Consider the following 17,544-nt stretch of genomic DNA (forward strand, 5'->3'; position numbering starts at 1 on the left):
TCACACTTTCCTTTCCTGACCCATCATGGGCGCACCTTTGAAAAACTGGAACGCAATGCCGAGCGGAACGACCGTAGCGAACAGGACCATGGCCAGCCACATTGGGCCCTGCGCATTGCCTGTCGCATCAAGGATCGCACCCGCGACAGGCGGCGTGAACAACATGATCGCATAGTAAACCGTAAAGAAAATTCCCATACCGAAGGCCCTGACTTGGGGCCGCATGGCTTGGCCCGCCATCGCCATGATCACGCCAGCTGGGGCCATGCCGATCAAACCAAATAGCAGGCTTGCACCGAAACCAGCGCCCGGCAGGTTGAGCAGCAAGAGCGCCGCAATGGCCCCGCCCATGCAGACCGCCAAGACGATATTGCGGCCACCAAAGCGATCCACGATCTGCCCGCAGGCCGCACCAGAAAAGATCATGATCCAGCTGCCGATGCTGATGATGCCAGCGGCCGCGATAGCGGATTGGCCGTGGCCCTCAAGAACCTTGGGCGCAAAGGCAAGATAGGTAACATAAGCGGCGTTGAACACGCCCCAAGCAGCAGCAGCACAGATGACCAGACGCCATTCTTGGGCGGTCATAGCGACCCTTTTGCCGCCATTCGCATGTGGTAAATCGTGCGGCGGACGGTAGAATAGATAAATACCAACCCCCGCGATCAGGCAATACGCTGAGGCCACCTGAAACGGGACCTGCCAGCAATAGGCTTGCGAAAGCCACGCGTGGCCAATTTGCCCCATGGCGATGCCAAAGGGCCACGACATGACGAGAATGCTCATGGCGGTCGCGATCTCGCGGCCCTCGAACCAGTCCGCGACCATCTTGGTGAAATATATCATCGCAAACAGGCACCCGATACCCGCCACGACGCGGCCCGTACCCAACCCCCAACCCCCAGCCGCGAGCGACGATAGCCCCCCTCCGACTGCCATGCCGATCAGCCCAAAGCCGACCATGTTGCGGTCAGACACGTAACGCCCCCAAAGCCCCGCAGGCAAAGCCAACACCACACCGGGCGCCATGAAAAGCCCGATCAGCAGGCCGATCCCAGCGTAATCCAACCCGAAAACCACCACCAAATCATCCCCGACCGAAGCGAGCGTCTGGAATTGAAACCCCAACGCCGTGCGCGCCAGAAAAAGCAGAGAGAGGATGTGCCAGCGAGTCATCACAGATGGTATCTCAAGTAGATGAAATAGGGGTCTGCTTCGATTGGGTCGGCACATTCTGGATAGCGCTCGGTCGTTTCAAAGCCGAAGCGTTCAAATATCCCCATCGGGTCGCGGTTGCTGTTGATCACGTTGACCAAAAGCGTATCCAGCCCCATGGCGCGCGCACTGTCGATCCATTGGCGCACAATCGCACTGCCCAATCCATGGCCTACGGCCTCGGGCCGAACATAGAGGCGTTTTACCTCGGCGGCGTTGGGACGCACGCGGTGCAAAGTTCCGCACCCCACAAGCCGCCCCTTGGCATCCTGCGCGACGATCAACCGCCCGTTTGGTGGCATAAGGTCATGCACCTTGGGCCAAAACGACGCCATCAGTGTTTCCGGCGTGTAGCTGTGGACCATTCCGGCCTCGCCCAGTTTTTGGACAATAACGCCGTAGTATTCCAACAGAAGATCATCAAGTGCCACCCGCAGGCCGGGCTCGGATAGGTCCGATACCACAGAGATATGGTGCGCGTCGTGCGATGACGGTGATTGAGCAACGGCAAGCATCACGCCCACCCCAGACCGCGCAGCGCGTGCACATCGTTCCAGATCTTGGTCATATGGCTAATCTTGTCGCCGTTAAACTGAATGACATAGGCGTAATCCGAGACCACCGTTTTGCCCGTTGGCGCAACTGGCCCGCCTTCGCCGGTTTGCGTTCCATGAAATTCGGCGCACGCCACAACGGTTCCGCGTGCCTCATCGACTGCAAAGGCTGTCAGCTTGTAACGGCCATCCGGTACGGGTGTCAGAAGCCCCTTCATCCACTCCGCATAACCGGCGAGGGTTGTGGTTTCTGCCAGCGCATCTGCCTGACATGAAAACGTCGCCCCATCGTGGCAGAAAGTCGTGCAGCCCTCCCATCCTTTGCCGGTTTCGCAGGCTTCGAAAAAAGCTTTGGCGGTTTCGTATTGTGTCATTGTGCCTTCCTTCATGTTGATGTGATGACGTCAGCTTAGGCCAGGACCCACCGTGCCAGATATCGTGCAGATGCTGTAAAATCCGGGGCCGGCATGCAGTATTCAAACTACAGCATTTGCAGGATTGCTTGTTGAATGCGTTCTCACCAAACTCGTAATAGGATGTTTCTTTCGGAGTATTTTAAGTGTCTGGCCAATCAGGTCTCAGTCAAAGGGAATTGCAGATCGCGCGGTCTTATGCGGGTGGGGAAACCTATCAGACCATCGCGGATGCGCTATGCATCGCGCCGTCGACGGTGCGGACGCATTTGTCGACCATCTACCGCAAGCTTGAAGTCTCCTCGAAACTGGAGCTCGCAACCTGTCTGAACGGTGAAGTCCAGCGGCCCCGCAATCCGTCGGAAATGGCCGCCGTCGTTTCGGAGTTGGCGTTGAGCTTGGAGGAAGCGATCAGCAGGGAAAAAGCATTAAGCGAAGTGCTTCGGATCATTAGTGCGTCCCAAGGCGATCTTGGGGCGGTGATGCCATCGATCCTGACCTACGCACTAGAACTCTGCGATGCGGAGTTTGGCATCTTGTTCGAGTATCAGCGGAACGGCAGGTTTCATGCCAATCATGCTGTTGGAATTCCGAAGCCGTTTAAAACGTGGCTAGACGATCAGGGGATTTTTGCAGCCAGCCCCCACACCGGACTTGGCCGGATGGATGAGTTGCGGGCGGTCATCAATATCATCGACGTCAAATCCGAGGCAGTTTATCAAACGGATGATCCCTTGCGTTATGCAACCGCGGATCTTGGCGGGGCGCGATCTTTTGTTGCCATTCCAATGCTCGCCGGTGACAGTTTGGTTGGCGCCTTCACGATCTACCGCCAAACAGTGCGTCCGTTTTCTGACGACACCACACGGCTTGCGCAGATGTTTGCGGCCCAAAGCGTGATCGCATTGGAGAACGCCCGTATGATCAGAGCGATACAGGCGGCGCATTCGTGACCGAGAAACCCGACGAGACAAGCATACTCACCACCCGCGAGAACCAAATTGCGGCGGACTATGCACAAGGCGAAAGCTATCAGCAGATCGCGGATCACTTGTGTCTCGCGCCATCGACGGTTCGCACGCATCTGGCGACGATCTATCGCAAACTGGGTGTGTCCTCCAAATTGGAGCTGCGCGACAGGTTGGCACCTGTAGCAACCACGCTCGCTGATTTGCCTATTGAACATCCCAACCGGCCTGAGAAACCGTCCATCGCCGTGCTGGCTTTTGAAAACATGTCCGGTGACCAGGAGCAGGAATACTTCTCAGACGGAATCAGTGACGACATCATCACTGCCCTGTCGCGTTCCCCTTGGCTTTTCATAATCGCGCGCAACACCACATTTACTTACAAAGGTTCATCTGTCGATGTCCGCCGCGTTGCTGAAGAGCTTGGGGTTCGGTTTGTCTTGGAAGGCAGCGTTCGGCGATCGGGCGAGCGGGTGCGTGTTACTGCGCAGTTGATCGATGGCATAACAGGCGGGCATGTCTGGTCCGAACGCTACGATGGGCAGCTTGAGGACGTCTTTGACCTGCAAGATGAGATCACCCGCAACGTTGTGGCCTCAATCCAGACGACCGTGCATCTCAGTACTATTCAAGAGCCAGTCGAGCGTGCATCACGACGCGATCTGACCGTTTGGGAGCTGACAATGCGGTCCTGGCATCTGCTCTATGATTTTACGCCGGAAAGCTACGCCCACGCCAAGACCTTGCTGGAACGTGCTTTGGCGATCGACCCCGAGAGCGCCGAGGCGAACATGCTTCTTTCGCTGATCAACCACCACATTGCCATCATGGGATTTGTCCCCGACGTCCAACCTGCAATGGACGCCGCCTATGCGCTTGCACGGCGCGCAACCGAACTTGATGATCGCAATGAATACGCTCATTGGGCTTTGGGGATTTGTTGTTGGGGCCTGCTCAAATATGACGAGTCGCTCGCAGCGCTGAAACGTGCCGTTGCGCTGAATCCGAATTGCTCATTGGCCTATGGCAGTCTGGGCACCTTGCTGGGCATCCTTGGGCGCTCGGAAGAGGCCATTACCAATCAGGAGATTGCCATCCGCTCCAATCCTCTCGATCCAAGCATTTTCTTCCGCTTTTCCGGTCTTGCGCTGGCGCATTACATGGCTGGGCGTTACGCCACCGCAATCGAATGGGCAGAACGCGCAATCCACCGAATGCCAAGGTGGTATTTCGCCCACTTTGTCTTGGCCGCGAGCCATGTGGCGCTCGAACACCAAGAAGACGCGGCCATAGCCGTCAAATCCTGTCAGGACGTCTTGCCAGAAATAGGCGTCAAAGACCTTTATCGTGTTCCTCTCAGGGACCCCGACAAACTGAATGAGCTGCGGGTGCGTTTGTTCAGGGCAGGTTTTTCTTGAGAACTGATATTTTGCCAAAGCAGCCCTTGGCACAGCCGCAGCGAAAGAGTGCTTTGTCCGCGACATGTGAGTTCCTGCACTGTGCGGCGAAAGATCAGTTTGAGATCCGGCGTGGGTGACCAGTTTGAACGGCTGCTCTGGTGAAACCCGCTGCACTGCAAAAGGCGCGCCGCTGCAACTGCGAACAAATGCTGCGTCAGCAACATGCCCAAACATCAATGTCGGGAAAGTCCGCAGACCGTGAGTTCGTCCACCATCTGATTTTGCGGTTGCGGCGAATGTCGGCAATGCGGGATGCGATCGCGGCATGGCCAAGGGTGGGTCAATGACCGGTATGGGCCGATCTTGTTGGAAAAAATCAGCCTTAGCCCAAAATTTCGCGCATCTCTGCGATCGATCTGGTTTGGCCTCCTCGATGAATCATCGAATGGCAGTTTGGGCAAACCGGAACAAGATCAATCTCAGGTGATACAATCCGGGAGGCCTCTGCCTCCGAGATGGGGTTTAAGTGATGGACATGTATGAATCCCTCGCCAAGGGTTCCGTAGAAGGCCGCGAAATCAAAACCGCAAACGATACAGATTAGTCGTCCATCATTTTTCTTTCGATAGTGCTCGATGCAAAGGACCCTTGCTACAGGGTTGCGTTCGCGCCTGACGTTGGTCGTTTCGCGGATAGAACCTTCTCTAAGGAGCTCGGGTTCGACCAAATTGCCTAAGTCAGCGCACTCAAATCCAGCTTTGCGTAACCCGTCCCGAGCCCGATGAGAGATGAATTCCGACCCTTTCTTGTTTGTTGCTAAACCCCAGATCACTTTTGCTGGATATGGGAGTTCTGTTATAGGATGCGATACAAACCAGGTACGAGCTTCGCCGAACCCATCAGGCATTCCATGCTCATCATACTGCAGAAAGGCATCCAGAATAGCCTCCCTGATAATCGAGTCGCGCACCCAGAATGTCTTTTTTGAAGGTGACGGGCGCTCTTGGAACGACTCTCTGAGAAGACTTACGAGATCGCCAAGCAGTTCTGTGTATTCAGCTTCTCCTTCGGTGATTTCCCGAAATCCTGAGGACTTCAAACTGTGTCGATAGCGCTGCACCTCTTGCGCTTGGCTCTTTTGAGCGTTCATTTTCCTGCCCGCGATGCCGTCGGCCAATCGCCGTATGGGAAAAAATCTGTGGCGCGTCCCATCAAGCACCAAGAGCTGCGGTTGATTTTTGATTTGACGCCTAGCGACAGTCGGGTCCTGCGAGTACAGATCATCTAACTGAATAGCCGCGTCCTGCCATACGCTCATTTGTTCTCTTGTTCCCTCAGTGAAATATTTCCGAGCAAAGCATCGTCAGCGTCTACTCATATCAGAAAATTATACTCGCAAATCCTCTGACACCCAAGCCGGTTGCCGCCAATGCCGGTTCGCCGTTATCCTGTTAGGTCCGCTTCTGGGGGGTTGCGACGAAGCAAAGATCCCTATGACGAATGTCAGTTAAGGGCTGTGCCGGCCCATTGTGCAACACTCAACCAGCGCGCTAGTGTCTGCATATGGGCATTTCAACGATCAATCACTTCAGAAACCTATTCAATGACGTAGGCGTCGACCGGATATTCGTAAAAATTCTTGCTTCAAAACAGGACAATGACAAGAACCAGATTGTTCTCGCCAGTCAACTTGAAGGATTGATCAACGCGTTCCCCGTGCGCGAAACTCGCCTGCGCGAGCCGAGCAGCAGCACGAAGAAGAGAAAGTCGGCTGCTGGCCGCCCGATCACTGAGGCACATCTCAATTATTTCTGGCTCGATCAAAACGGCAATCGATACCACGCGCCAGACACAAAGCTGATCGAGTATTTTCAGTACCCGGAGGCGCGGCTGTCGGGGTTTATCAAAGGGTGCGAATGGGCGCCTGCCGCGATTCGCAGAACGAAGCAGGCGGCGTTCGGAAAACGCATTCTCGGGATTGGCGCCAACAGAGCGGGTGAGATCTTCGGGCTGCTTCTGTCCGAACGTGATGACCGGCTTGTTTCGGAATTCCCGGAACTGGCACCGTCCGGCATCTCAGGTGTTCTTGGCATTCTGAATGTCACCGGAGACACGACCGCGACGCCTCAGGAGCAATTGACCGGTGAACTTCGTGCAATTGTCGCCGCTGGCTGGCATGCATCAGTCCGGAACAAGGGTGGCACGCTCGTTCCGTTTAAAGGCAATCAGGGTGCCGGATATACACTGGAAGCCTTGCTTGGGGTTGAGACCAACGCACTCAAAGAACCCGATGCCTATGGCCATGAAATCAAATCCTTCAGAGGCAACAAGATCAGCCTGATGACTCCCACCGCAGACATGGGTGCCGAAGGAGATCTGACATTTCGCGACTTCATGATGACCTATGGCTGGGATGGTAAGAAAGACGATGGCTCCCGCCGCTTTACTGGCGTGCATCGTGCCGGAAAGCCCAGTACTTCGACAAGATACCAGCTTGAAGTATCCGGGTTGGATTTGAAAAGTGGTGAGTTCAGCGACAAACCTGACGAAATTTTCGTCGGGATCACTGACCCTGAGCTCGGCACATTTATCGGCGGCTAGTCGCTCGAAAAACTGGCCAATTCCTGGAACACCAAACATGCGTTGGCTGCATATGTGCCTGCCAGTTTCCAGAAAGACCCCGAGGCAGGTGGTGATCAATACTGTTTCAACGCGCCATGGTTCATGTGTGAAGGCACCGATGTCTGGCGTCTGCTCAGGTCAATTGCGTCAGGTCTGGTTTACTATGACCCTGCCCATACGATCTACGCGGATGGAACCGCGAAGGTCCGGCCACAATGGCGGATCGGAACATCCCGACTGGAAGCGGCGCTTCGGGAACTCTACGCGAGAGTATCAGTAGTTTCCTGACCCCGGCCTTCGATCGAACAGGCGGATGTATCACCCTCGATCCATTCGCTAAGGAGGCCCAGGACTTTTGTGGGCTGAAGACGCTGCTTCCCTTTCAGCACACATTCCCAAACGATACCGACACGCCAGCCTGCTGCTTTCAGTGCCGCAAGGTTCCTCTGATCCCGTTCGACATTCCCGCCGATTTTGCCCCGCCAGAACTCCTCGCGGGTTTTCGGCCATTTGAACAGCGGGCAGTCATGCCCGTGCCAGAAACACCCGTTCACAAATACCACGGCCCGGTATCTGGGCAACACCAGATCCGGCCGACCTGCAAGCTTGCTATCGTGCAGCCGATAACGAAACCCGCGAGCGTGAAGCCCATGGCGGATGAGCAGTTCGGGTTTTGTATTGATTCCCCGGATCGCCGCCATGTTACGACTGCGCGTTTTCGGGGTATGGACGTCAGCCAACTTTTCGGACCGGGCTGGCCCCCTGCCCTTGCAGAATTGACCGGACGTGCGGCTCCATAACCCGGGCAACCTCAGCAAAGACAGGAACAGCCACCGAGTTGCCGAACTGTTTATAGGCCTGGGTATCTGAGACAGGGATCCGGAAATCTTCCGGATAGCCCATCAGTCGGGCACATTCGCGCGGGGTCAGGCGGCGCGGATTGTTGCCTTCGCCGCGGCTTACGAGGATTTCCGAACCATCCTTGTAGTACCGGGCAGACAAGGTGCGGGCGATGCTGTCGCCATCCACCAGCCCGAAGCCAAACCCGTTTCCCTTGGCTTTGTGCTTCGCCGCATAGTCCTGCAGGTATTTCCAGAGCTTGTCAGACAGGGTGTATTTGCCGCTGACGGCAGCGTCATTGCCGAGGGTGAAATGGCTCTCTGGGTTCTCATTCCCGTTCTCCGGGTGCAGGATGTCCCGCATGCGGCGCTCCCGGTGGGGTGGCAATATAACATCATCAAAACTGAACGGCACGTCTTCGCGGAAGCCCACAATGACGATCCGTTCGCGGTGCTGAGGCACGAAATGCGCGGCATCAATGACGCGTGGCTCCGGCACATAGTAGCCAAGCTCATCCCGCAGCTTACGCATGATGACCTGGAACGTACGGCCTTTGTCATGACTGCGCAGGTTCTTCACATTCTCAAGCATGAAGGCGGCTGGGCGGTGATGTTTGAGGATCCGCAGCACATCAAAAAACAGCGTGCCCTGGGTCTCATCATTAAAGCCATGAGCGCGGCCAAGGGCGTTCTTTTTCGATACCCCTGCAATTGAAAACGGCTGACAGGGAAAGCCCGCGACCAGCACGTCATGTTCGGGAAGCTCTTCGGCGTCGATTTCAGTTATGTCCCCGGCAATCGGGCGGTTGTCCGGGAAATTGGCATCATAGGTCTGCTGGGCGAACCGATCCCATTCTGAGGTGAACACGCAACGCCCGCCTGCGCTCTCCATAGCTTTGCGCAGCCCGCCAATCCCCGCGAACAGATCGATAAAGGAAAACGCCGCATCGGAAGTCTCCGGCTGACGCGCATCGACTTCCATACGAAGAAGGTTCATTACACCTTCGCGCGGGGTTTCCTCACCACGTTTCCAGCGGTAGATATGCCCTTCAGAATAGCCGAGAATCTTTGCAGCTTCGGCGACTGAATGCCCTGTTTTCTGTAACAGTAGTTCGAATTCGGTCATTCTGCGCGCCCTCCGGTACCGCGACTTAATTTCGCGGGGAATTTTTTTGTCACTATGGCGACGCGATTCCCGGGAAGCAAGAACATTCAGCAAACATTTGGATGAATTTCGCGTTAATGAGCCCCGGAACCGAGATCCGACTGGACTTCATTTTCAAACGAAGCGTCAGTCGGAGCCATGGAAAACGACCCGAAAGATACAGTTCAGCGCCTGTTTGCGGAAGTGACGGCCCAGCTTGAAGACGCAGCGATGGCGGCGCTGAAAGGGCAGTCGCCCTGGATCGACGCGAATAAGGCGCGCGCGGCTGCGACAGCGATCCGCGACAATCTGGCAGAAGTTGACCGGAAACTGGATGCAGCAGAGATGATCGCGGCACGGTATCTACAAGATTAGCCGGGAAAGCCATCTTTACTCTTCCAGAAAGATCAGCTGCGGCGCGATCATCCCGACGCGGGCGCGGCGTGGCGATCGCCATGCCAGAAGTTGTGTCAGGGCATCCACCTGATCGTCGTGGCGCAGGTTGGGAAAGCCGAGCAGTTCGCGTTCGAAACCGGCAAGCCAGGACGCATCTTCGGGCAGCAGCAGATCGCCTGCCTCAATCCGGTGCGTCTGGGCCGAAAACCGGGTTTCCTTGTCGCCATCGGGTTTTCGCGCAACCGGGGTCGGCACCCCGCGGGGAGCTTCATGGCGCAGAACCTGGATCAGCTCCGCCCCGCTCGCCGCATCCTCAATCAGCAGCATATCCGTCTGCCATGAAAGCGCCAGGCCAATTGCACGGCGCTTCAGGTCGGGGAACTGCAGCTTACGGCGAAAGACATCAAGCACGAACACTTCGTTCTTCCGGACGAGCGCTGTGGTACAAACCGAGAAATCATTGAACACACCGTCTTTGCTGGCTGTATCCCAGCTCTGAACGATCAGATCACCCGGCTGGCGTTCCGGCATTTCCTTGTACCGCCTGAACCACTCCCGCTTCACATGCAGACCTTCGGCCGGGACCGGCGATTGCTGATACTGGGCCGAGAACGTCGCGGACCCCATCACAGCTTTCAGCGCATTCAGGCGCTCCACATCTTCACGCTCCGGATGCAGCGCATCGCCGGCGCGCCGTTCGTGCACACGACCGCCGCCCAGCGGCACGCGTTCACTGGTTTCCGCGATCGCCTGCAGGCTCAGATGATCCCAGCCGCCGGCCTCCAGCAGATGCCCGGTCAGATCTTCCTCATGCAGGCGCTGCATCACCAGCAGGATCGCACCCTTCGATTTGTCGTTCAGGCGCGATGACAGCGTATTCGCATACCAGTGGATAACCTTACGTCGTGCAGTCTCCGACATGGCCTCATCGGGTTTGATCGGGTCATCGATGATGATGATGTCACCGCCACGCCCGGTCAGCGTGCCGCCCACTGAAGTGGAAAGACGTCCGCCGCCTTTTGTGGTCGCGAAGTCCATTTCGGCCCCGCCGCCGCGCTTCAGGCGGGTGTCCGGAAAAACGCGGCAGTACCAGTCTGTCTGCATGATCGCACGGCAGTCTCCGGCATGTTTCTGCGCCAGTTCACCCGAATAGCTGACGCAGACGAATTTCAGTCCGGGATCACGGCCGAGCCGCCAGGCAACCCAGGCGACCGAAATCGTGATAGACTTCAGGTAGCGGGGCGGCATGGTCACGATCAGGCGTGTTGAATCGCCGCACTCAACCCTGGCCAGCTGGTGCCCGATGGCATCGTGGTGCCAGTTCGGCACAAAGTGATCGCCCCCCGAGGCCGTTGAGAACGCCTTTGACAGAAACGCGATGAAATCTTCCCGCAGGACAGCGTCGAAGAGTGCCTGGCGGTCAGTCATTGCGCGGGCTCCCGCCCTGCCGTTCCATGAACTGCTTAAGGATGGCGTCATCCTCCGGCGAAAGCCGGGACGCACTGACCGGCACCTCATCCTCCGGCCCCAGCAGAGAAATCGCCAGTTCCGCCAGCTTGCTGATTGCGCGCATATCGCCCTTTACGGCTTTCGCAGTCAGCTGTTTCACCATCAGCTGCTGCTTGGTCAGTTTGCGGGTCCGGCCATTCTCCGTGATCGTGACACGCTCGCCGAGCTCTGCTTTCAGATCGGTTTTCAGCCCGCGCGCGCCTTTCGGCCGGCCGCGCGGATTACCCGATTTCCCCTTCTGAAACTGCCCGCTTTTTGGAGGTTTGCCGTAGCCGACCTTGTAGCTGTCTTTATCTGATCCGCTCATGTGTCCTCTCCGCGTCCGGTACTGAGTGCCGCAAAGCTTTCAAAGCTCTCCGCATGGACTGCCGTTTCGCCGGTTGCGTCCTGCAGGCGGCGAACGATCAGATCTGCATAATGCGGGTCGATTTCCATGCCGACCCCGATCCGTCCGGTCTTTGCGGCCGCAAGCAGGGTTGTACCGGATCCGGCAAAAGCATCGGCAACGATCCCGCCGCGCTCCGAACAGTCCAAGATCGCATCCGCCACCATGTCGACCGGCTTGACTGTCGGATGGGCCTTCAGATCGTCCATGCGACCGGCACGGAAGGTGTTGGCGCCCGCATATGTCCACAGGTTGGACCGGTGCCGGCCTTTGTCGCCCAGACCAAAATTGTTGATGTGAGGAGCCGTGCCGCTCTTGAAGGCAAAGACCAGCTCATGCTGAGACCGGTAAAAACTGCCCATCCCCGCATTGGTCTTGGCCCAGATGCACAGGTTTTTCAGCTCAGGATAGATGCCCTCGGCCGCGTCGAGCACTTCCCGCATGTGCCGCCAGTCCATACAGACAAAATGAACAGAGCCATCCGCGCTGAAGGCCGCCAGATTCCGGAAGGATCCGCGCAGAAAGTCCGTGAAGGCGTCCTGCGACATCTCGCCTGACGCCATGGCGAACTCGCGGTGCTTCACCGCGCCCAGCCCGGACACATGACCCGCGATCGGGACATTGTAGGGTGGGTCCACAAAGATCATCTGCGCTTTGTCCTGATCCATGAGCGCCCGCCAGTCGGCGGGGTTCAGCGCGTCGCCGCAGAGCAATCGGTGCTTCCCGATGAGCCAGAGATCACCGGGGCGGCTGACCGGCGGCCGATCGGTTTCCGGCAGCGGCACGGGTTCAGGCTCAGGCGCCGTTTCCGGCGCGAGCAGCACATCGATCTCGCCGGTTTCAAACCCGGTCAGCTCGATGTCGAAATCAATACTGAGGTCCAGCAGACCCTGCAGTTCGATCTTCAGCAGATCACTGTCCCAGCCGGCATTTTCTGCGAGCTTGTTGTCAGTGATAATGTAGGCCCGCTTCTGAGCCTCGCTCATGTGCTCCAGCCGCAGGACAGGAACGTCCGTTATTCCGAGCAGCTTTGCCGCTGCGATGCGGCCATGGCCCGCAATGACACCACCTCCCGCGTCGATCAGAACCGGATTGGTCCAGCCGAACTCCCTAATACTGTCGGCGATCTGCCGGATCTGCTTTTTCGAATGCGTGCGGGGATTGTTAGCGTAGGGATTCAGGTCGCCCACGGGCCTCATTGTCATATCACCCGGATCGGGCAGCGTGAATGTCTCTTGTCTGGTCATGACGTTTCCTTTGCTGATGTGCGCTTGCGCGCGGTTCAGAACTGCCCGGACGGGTCCATAGGCAGCTCACAGCATCGGAATCTCATACAGCCGGCACAAAGTAACCTGGCATTACGTCGGGCGGCCCGATGGATTAACTATCTGGTAGTAAATGACTTCTGTTCAGGAAGTCAGCTCTCGGAGTCGTCGAGCAGCCGTGCGGCGGGCACCTTCAGAGCTTCCGCAATTCGCTCAAGCACAACAACCGTCGGATTGCGAACACCCCGCTCAACGCCGCTGACATATGTCCGGTGTAAACCACATTCGAGCGCAAGCCCCTCTTGCGAGAAGCCTGCTTGCTTGCGGTATTTCTTCAGATTACGGCCAACCCGCTGACGAACATCCATTCGATGTATGGGTCATGGATGTTGCCTTTTAATCTACAGACTATAAGTATCATTTTACTTGACTGGCAGGGCGCGGGAAGCGGTACTGCGCGCGGGAGATAAGGAGAACAGCATGCTTGATGACATCCATAACGCGGCCTCCAGCCTGCGGGAACAATATCTTGAATACGCCCTCATGGGAGTCCTCTGTCAGGAAATGTGGAAGCGCGGCGTGGAAATGGACATCCTGCGCAGCCACACAGATCGCAGTGGCTATGACATCCTGCTGGAGGCAAACGGTATCCAGCGTCATGTTCAGCTGAAATCAAGTTTCGTCGGCGCAAAGACCAGCCGGCAGAAGATCAATGTGAAGCTCGCCGAGAAACCGTCAGGCTGTGTTATCTGGGTCTGGTTCGACCCCGCTACTCTGGAGCTGGTTCACTACCTTTGGTTTGGTGCCGAACCCGGGCAACCGGTGCCCGATCTGGGCGAACGGATCGGGAAACACTCTAAAGGAAATGCCGAGGGCTACAAGGCCGAGAGGTCGGATATACGGATCCTGAACAAGGGACAGTTTGATGCGGCCGGGTCAGCCAGCTGTCTGGCTAATCATTTGTTCGGGAAAGCCCCGGCATGCTCGAAGAGTGACAACACAGCGTGAAAAGGCAAACCGGATTCCTGCTTCTTCAGATTGCCTCAAGCACGGGCGGTCCTTTTAGCGTAATAGGGGGTTCGGCTAGGACTTCGCCTTCCATCACGCAGTTCACGGCGACGCACGCAACCTCGGGCTTCCAAGGCAGTTGGATGACTAAAGATGGGTCGGGCACGGCCAGCAAATCAGCGTGGGCCGGGTTCATATCCAGCCATGTGGCAAATCCGGCAAAGCCAGCGCCGGGACTAGCTTTGGGTGTTGGCCGCCGAACAGGTCCGTAAAGGCAATCATGAAGTATTTGACGGCATTATCATTAGCGAATGTGGTGAAATCAGTGGCCACGCGGTCCGGTCCCCGTGATCAGCCCCGCATGGGCCTGAACGGCTGGTCGAGTTTCCGATCCGCTATTTGTCGGTCATCTGCTGTCCGTAACAGAAATCCTGAGCCGGTCCATGTTTTACAATCTATAGTGCCCGCAACCAATCATCCCACCTGGGATCATTGAACACCATACGGGCCCGTGCGTATTTCCAAATGCCATATTTCTGATAGTCAAAATCCCAAGATTGCAGCTGACGTTGTTGGACAGCCCAAGACCCCCACTTCATGTCAGCCAGTGCCCGACCGACGGTGACACGGGCAACGATATCCATGCTGGCATGCCCATAATATCGCTCCACCATCTCAAGCGAGGTCTTTTCATCAATAAACATCTCGCCCAAGAACATACCCAGTTCATACGCCCGCTCATTGTTGGAGGCGTATTCAAAATCGATCATTTTCATGTCGGTCAGGATGCCTTGCTTTTCAGACACCATAAAGTTGCCGGGCATCGGGTCGTTATGACAGGGCACAAGATCAAGACCCGCCGCCAGAAAAGCAGATTTGGATTTCATGTATTGCTTCATCAGCCAGTCGATATCGACCGGATAGATGGCACCAAGCGATTGGCCCTGTTCGATATGTTCATCGATCATGTCAAAGCAGGTTTTGGTTTCCGAAAGGGGCTGGCCGGAATGAAAAATCTTGTAAAGGTCCACCACGCTCTCGAGATAGACCCTATGCGCATAGTCCGCATTGGTTGAGGCCCTATAACCCAGCAGAAACTCAGCGACCTCAAGCCCGGTTTTCTTGTCGAAATGAAGCACCCGAGGGCCTATGCCCATAGCATGCGCCTGAACGGACGCATCGTTGGATGCGTCACGATTGATAAAGCTGTCGGTCCCAGAGCCGAAAACCTTCATAAAGTGTTTCTTGCCATCTTTGATAGCGACGAAATTGGCATTTGTGACACCGCCGTCCAGCGGTGCGACGTCAACTTCATCCCATGACCAACCCGGAACCGAATTGACCGCATTGCGAAGCTGTTCTTCTAAAGTGCTGGACATACCCTACCCCTAGGCTGCGACCCGAATGCGATCATTTGCATCCGAGCTTTTGAGGCGCGCTTCGAGGCGCAGGAAACGCCACGCCGCGTATTTTGAGAATTCCAGGTGGCTGCGGGCCGATTTTGCGCCCATCAGCGCACCGATCAACCCCCAACGCAAATCGTCTGCCAGACCGTAAAGCATCGCCCGCTGAAACAGCCCCTCGTCAAAAGACCCATGCCACTCTTCAAACCCGGCACGCGCATCCAGATCGTTTTCGAAAAACTCCACGAGGTGACAGCCGATATCCTCGAACGGATCGCAGTCTCCGGCCAAATCAAAGTCAATAAGCCTGACCGAGGTATCTCCGCCCACCATATAGTTGGCCGTGTTGCCATCCCGGTGACATGGAACGCGATCCTGACCTGCGCTAGCTATCTTGTGCCGAGCGTCTGCAAAGAAGCTGACGAATACCCCAAGGTCACGGTGGGTGGCGACAGAGCTTTCGCGCACCATCGAAACGAATGTGTCGATCTCATCAAAAATGCTAACAGGCTTGCCAATCGGCGTCAGGCTTTGAAACGCTTTCTTCGCCTCAATCACGGCGGTTCGGGTGTGGGCATTCACAACATCCTGTAACCCTCCAGATCGCCAGGGCGGTGCTAGTTCTTCGAACGCAATGATCCCATGAGATGCCCACATGCCGGTCACGGACGGGCCGATTCCTGCGTCGCCAGCCATTGCTGCGGCCCGCATGGATGCGGCGACATCAACGTAAAACGCGGTGTCGGGGTGATAATGTTTCAGAATGACCGATCCTGTTGGGGAAGAGGCTCGCCACATGTCTCCTTCGACGCCGCGCCAGGCGGGCGATGCCAGAACGGTCAGAGGATTGTCCATCGTTGCAGGAGCCTCTCCCAAATACGCGGTGGCGCAAAACAGCGCTGCGTCTTGCCTGCTTGAACTCATTCTCGCGCTCCTTTTTTGAACCAAACGATCTGTCTCTGGCGCCTGACAGGTCAGAAATCAGCCTAAGGAAACGTGCAAAAGCAACAAAAGGAGAAGTGAACAAACCTAGGCGAAAGGCACCTTTACCGAAGAATTCCGCCGCTACTGCCCATGTTTTGACCAGAATCCCGTGCACGTCGCACTGGGTCATCGCGCCTTGGATGGATCTTTCTTGTCGCTTCGCTGCGGTTTTGGCGGAGTCGCAAGTAAAGCCGAGATCGCAGCAAGGCTCGCGTCATAGCCCGCGATGACATCTGTGTCAGAGGTGAACTCATCCGGCGCATGGCTGATCCCGTCCTTTGACGGCACAAAGATGAGAGACGACGGACAAATGGTCTGCAGATTGATTGCGTCATGTCCCGCAATCGTAGACAGGCGCATGGTTTCCAGCCCGATATCTGATGCAGCTCCCTCTATCGTAGCACAGCCTGAGGGGTCAAACGCGATGACCGGTCGGTCGCTTCTGGCCTCGGTTTCGATAAGGCAACCTGTTGTGTCGGAAAAACCCGCGATCTTGGTCGCCAGCGCCTGTTCCGCGGTTTGCAAGGCAGACTGATCGGCACTGCGCAGTTCGATCCAGAGCCTGACCGTGTCGGCAATGGTATTCGGAGAGTTTGGTGTGATCTCCATGCGACCCACGGATGTATAAAGGTCTGACGCAGAGGTTTTGGACAGATCATTGACGCAAACAACAAGGCGAGAGGCCGCAAGCAGTGCATCCTTGCGGACATCCATAGGCGTGGGGCCAGTATGATCCGCGCGGCCCTGAACGCAGATGCGCAGCTTGATCGCCCCCCAACATCTCTCAATAATTCCAATGCTGTTTTGCGCTGTTTCAAGCCGGGTGCCCTGTTCGATATGAAGTTCAAAGTAATAGTCGGGCCGTGGCACCACATCAGTTCCCAGATATCCAATCTGTGACAACGCCGCCTCTACTGAAACTCCATCCGCATCTACAGTGGCTAGCGCCTGCGAGAGAGGTACAGATTTGGTAAACACACCGCTGCCAAGCAGGCTGGGCTGAAATCGTGCACCTTCTTCATTGGTCCAGGATACCACAACAAGCTGGCGATAGACCGGCGCCAATTCACCGCGTTTGACGGCGTTCATCAGCGACTTAGCCACGACCATCGCTGTGATTACACCCAGCGCGCCATCAAAGCGCCCCCCATTAGGCTGGCTGTCCAGATGCGAGCCGCAATAGAAAGTAAGGCTGGGATCGCCAACACCAAAATCGACCAGCCCAAAAATATTTCCGATCTGGTCAATACGGACATCAAAGCCGTTATCCGCCAACCACTTTATGAAAAAATCGCGTGCTTCTCCTTCAGCTTCATCGCAGGCAAGCCTTGAAACGCCGCCTCCTGGCGTCGCGCCAAAACGAGAAAAGCCCTCCAGAAGATCCAGCATCTCGGTGTGCTCCTTGTCTTGGGAGTATTCAACTGCAGTCATGGCAGCCT

Annotated in this window: 17 protein-coding genes and 2 pseudogenes; 5 read left to right on the plus strand and 14 right to left on the minus strand. The window is 56.4% G+C overall.

Annotated elements, in window-relative coordinates:
* The 3 genes from RLO149_RS13670 to RLO149_RS13680 are packed head-to-tail and all read right to left on the minus strand — an operon-like array spanning position 1 to position 2,143.
* Entirely contained in the window at positions 1–1,176 is a 1,176-nt protein-coding gene (locus RLO149_RS13670; RefSeq protein ID WP_013962685.1) for an MFS transporter, read from the minus strand.
* Positions 1,176–1,730, minus strand: coding sequence for a GNAT family N-acetyltransferase (locus tag RLO149_RS22915; protein ID WP_013962686.1), 555 nt, complete (start codon positions 1,728–1,730; stop codon positions 1,176–1,178). Before RLO149_RS22915 ends, RLO149_RS13670 begins: the two co-directional genes overlap by 1 nt.
* Positions 1,730–2,143 carry an ester cyclase gene (locus tag RLO149_RS13680; RefSeq protein ID WP_013962687.1) on the minus strand — a complete coding sequence of 138 codons (414 nt, stop codon included), beginning with the start codon at positions 2,141–2,143 and terminating at the stop codon, positions 1,730–1,732. The genes RLO149_RS22915 and RLO149_RS13680 overlap by 1 nt, the downstream gene beginning before the upstream one ends.
* A gap of 185 nt (positions 2,144–2,328) precedes the next feature.
* Between RLO149_RS13680 and RLO149_RS13685 the strand changes: the two genes are divergently transcribed.
* On the plus strand, positions 2,329–3,135 hold the full coding sequence (locus tag RLO149_RS13685; RefSeq protein WP_013962688.1) for a LuxR C-terminal-related transcriptional regulator: 807 nt from the start codon (positions 2,329–2,331) through the stop codon (positions 3,133–3,135).
* Entirely contained in the window at positions 3,132–4,568 is a 1,437-nt protein-coding gene (locus RLO149_RS13690; RefSeq protein WP_013962689.1) for a LuxR C-terminal-related transcriptional regulator, read from the plus strand. The genes RLO149_RS13685 and RLO149_RS13690 overlap by 4 nt, the downstream gene beginning before the upstream one ends.
* A 364-nt stretch (positions 4,569–4,932) precedes the next feature.
* On the opposite strand, the gene RLO149_RS22920 is transcribed toward RLO149_RS13690, so the two are convergent.
* A complete protein-coding gene (locus RLO149_RS22920; protein ID WP_013962690.1) occupies positions 4,933–5,868 on the minus strand; it encodes an HNH endonuclease in 936 nt (311 codons plus the stop codon).
* A gap of 245 nt (positions 5,869–6,113) precedes the next feature.
* Here RLO149_RS22920 and RLO149_RS13705 point away from each other — a divergent pair.
* Positions 6,114–7,460, plus strand: a pseudogene (locus RLO149_RS13705) (MvaI/BcnI family restriction endonuclease).
* On the opposite strand, the gene RLO149_RS13710 reads toward RLO149_RS13705, so the two are convergent.
* Together RLO149_RS13710 and dcm are read right to left on the minus strand one after the other, a co-directional pair.
* The gene (locus RLO149_RS13710; RefSeq protein WP_245538061.1) at positions 7,433–7,873 is read right to left on the minus strand and encodes a very short patch repair endonuclease; all 441 of its coding nucleotides are present in this window, start codon (positions 7,871–7,873) and stop codon (positions 7,433–7,435) included. The pseudogene RLO149_RS13705 and the gene RLO149_RS13710 sit on opposite strands and share 28 nt — an antisense overlap.
* A gap of 31 nt (positions 7,874–7,904) precedes the next feature.
* The gene (gene dcm, locus RLO149_RS13715) at positions 7,905–9,230 is read right to left on the minus strand and encodes a DNA (cytosine-5-)-methyltransferase (protein WP_281015701.1); all 1,326 of its coding nucleotides are present in this window, start codon (positions 9,228–9,230) and stop codon (positions 7,905–7,907) included.
* An 84-nt stretch (positions 9,231–9,314) separates the two neighbouring features.
* Here dcm and RLO149_RS13720 point away from each other — a divergent pair, with 84 nt between their 5' ends.
* On the plus strand, positions 9,315–9,530 hold the full coding sequence (locus tag RLO149_RS13720) for a hypothetical protein (protein WP_013962695.1): 216 nt from the start codon (positions 9,315–9,317) through the stop codon (positions 9,528–9,530).
* A 15-nt stretch (positions 9,531–9,545) separates the two neighbouring features.
* On the opposite strand, the gene terL is transcribed toward RLO149_RS13720, so the two are convergent.
* The 4 genes from terL to RLO149_RS13740 all read right to left on the minus strand — a co-directional run bounded on the left by terL (position 9,546) and on the right by RLO149_RS13740 (position 13,078).
* On the minus strand, positions 9,546–10,880 hold the full coding sequence (terL, locus tag RLO149_RS13725) for a phage terminase large subunit (protein ID WP_158308158.1): 1,335 nt from the start codon (positions 10,878–10,880) through the stop codon (positions 9,546–9,548).
* 91 nt (positions 10,881–10,971) lie between these two features.
* Positions 10,972–11,367 (minus strand): DUF5681 domain-containing protein, encoded by a 396-nt coding sequence (locus tag RLO149_RS13730; protein WP_013962697.1) that lies wholly within the window; start codon positions 11,365–11,367, stop codon positions 10,972–10,974.
* Entirely contained in the window at positions 11,364–12,692 is a 1,329-nt protein-coding gene (locus RLO149_RS13735; RefSeq protein ID WP_013962698.1) for a site-specific DNA-methyltransferase, read from the minus strand. The genes RLO149_RS13730 and RLO149_RS13735 overlap by 4 nt, the downstream gene beginning before the upstream one ends.
* A gap of 170 nt (positions 12,693–12,862) precedes the next feature.
* Positions 12,863–13,078: a helix-turn-helix domain-containing protein gene (locus RLO149_RS13740; RefSeq protein ID WP_013962699.1), complete on the minus strand. Its 216-nt coding sequence runs from the start codon at positions 13,076–13,078 to the stop codon at positions 12,863–12,865.
* Between the two features lie 112 nt (positions 13,079–13,190).
* Between RLO149_RS13740 and RLO149_RS13745 the strand changes: the two genes are divergently transcribed.
* Positions 13,191–13,718: a hypothetical protein gene (locus RLO149_RS13745; protein ID WP_013962700.1), complete on the plus strand. Its 528-nt coding sequence runs from the start codon at positions 13,191–13,193 to the stop codon at positions 13,716–13,718.
* Positions 13,719–13,782: 64 nt separating this feature from the next.
* Here RLO149_RS13745 and RLO149_RS24155 read toward each other — a convergent pair.
* The 4 genes and pseudogenes from RLO149_RS24155 to RLO149_RS13760 form a co-directional block, all read right to left on the minus strand.
* Positions 13,783–14,051 (minus strand): annotated as a pseudogene (locus RLO149_RS24155) (type III glutamate--ammonia ligase); the annotation flags it as partial.
* 122 nt (positions 14,052–14,173) lie between these two features.
* Positions 14,174–15,097: a choline kinase family protein gene (locus RLO149_RS13750; protein ID WP_013962701.1), complete on the minus strand. Its 924-nt coding sequence runs from the start codon at positions 15,095–15,097 to the stop codon at positions 14,174–14,176.
* Between the two features lie 9 nt (positions 15,098–15,106).
* Positions 15,107–16,045 carry a phosphotransferase family protein gene (locus RLO149_RS13755; protein ID WP_052304802.1) on the minus strand — a complete coding sequence of 313 codons (939 nt, stop codon included), beginning with the start codon at positions 16,043–16,045 and terminating at the stop codon, positions 15,107–15,109.
* Between the two features lie 186 nt (positions 16,046–16,231).
* On the minus strand, positions 16,232–17,536 hold the full coding sequence (locus RLO149_RS13760) for a Zn-dependent hydrolase (protein ID WP_052304803.1): 1,305 nt from the start codon (positions 17,534–17,536) through the stop codon (positions 16,232–16,234).
* Positions 17,537–17,544 lie beyond the last annotated feature (8 nt).

It is taken from the genome of Roseobacter litoralis Och 149 (genome assembly GCF_000154785.2).
Lineage (GTDB): Bacteria > Pseudomonadota > Alphaproteobacteria > Rhodobacterales > Rhodobacteraceae > Roseobacter > Roseobacter litoralis.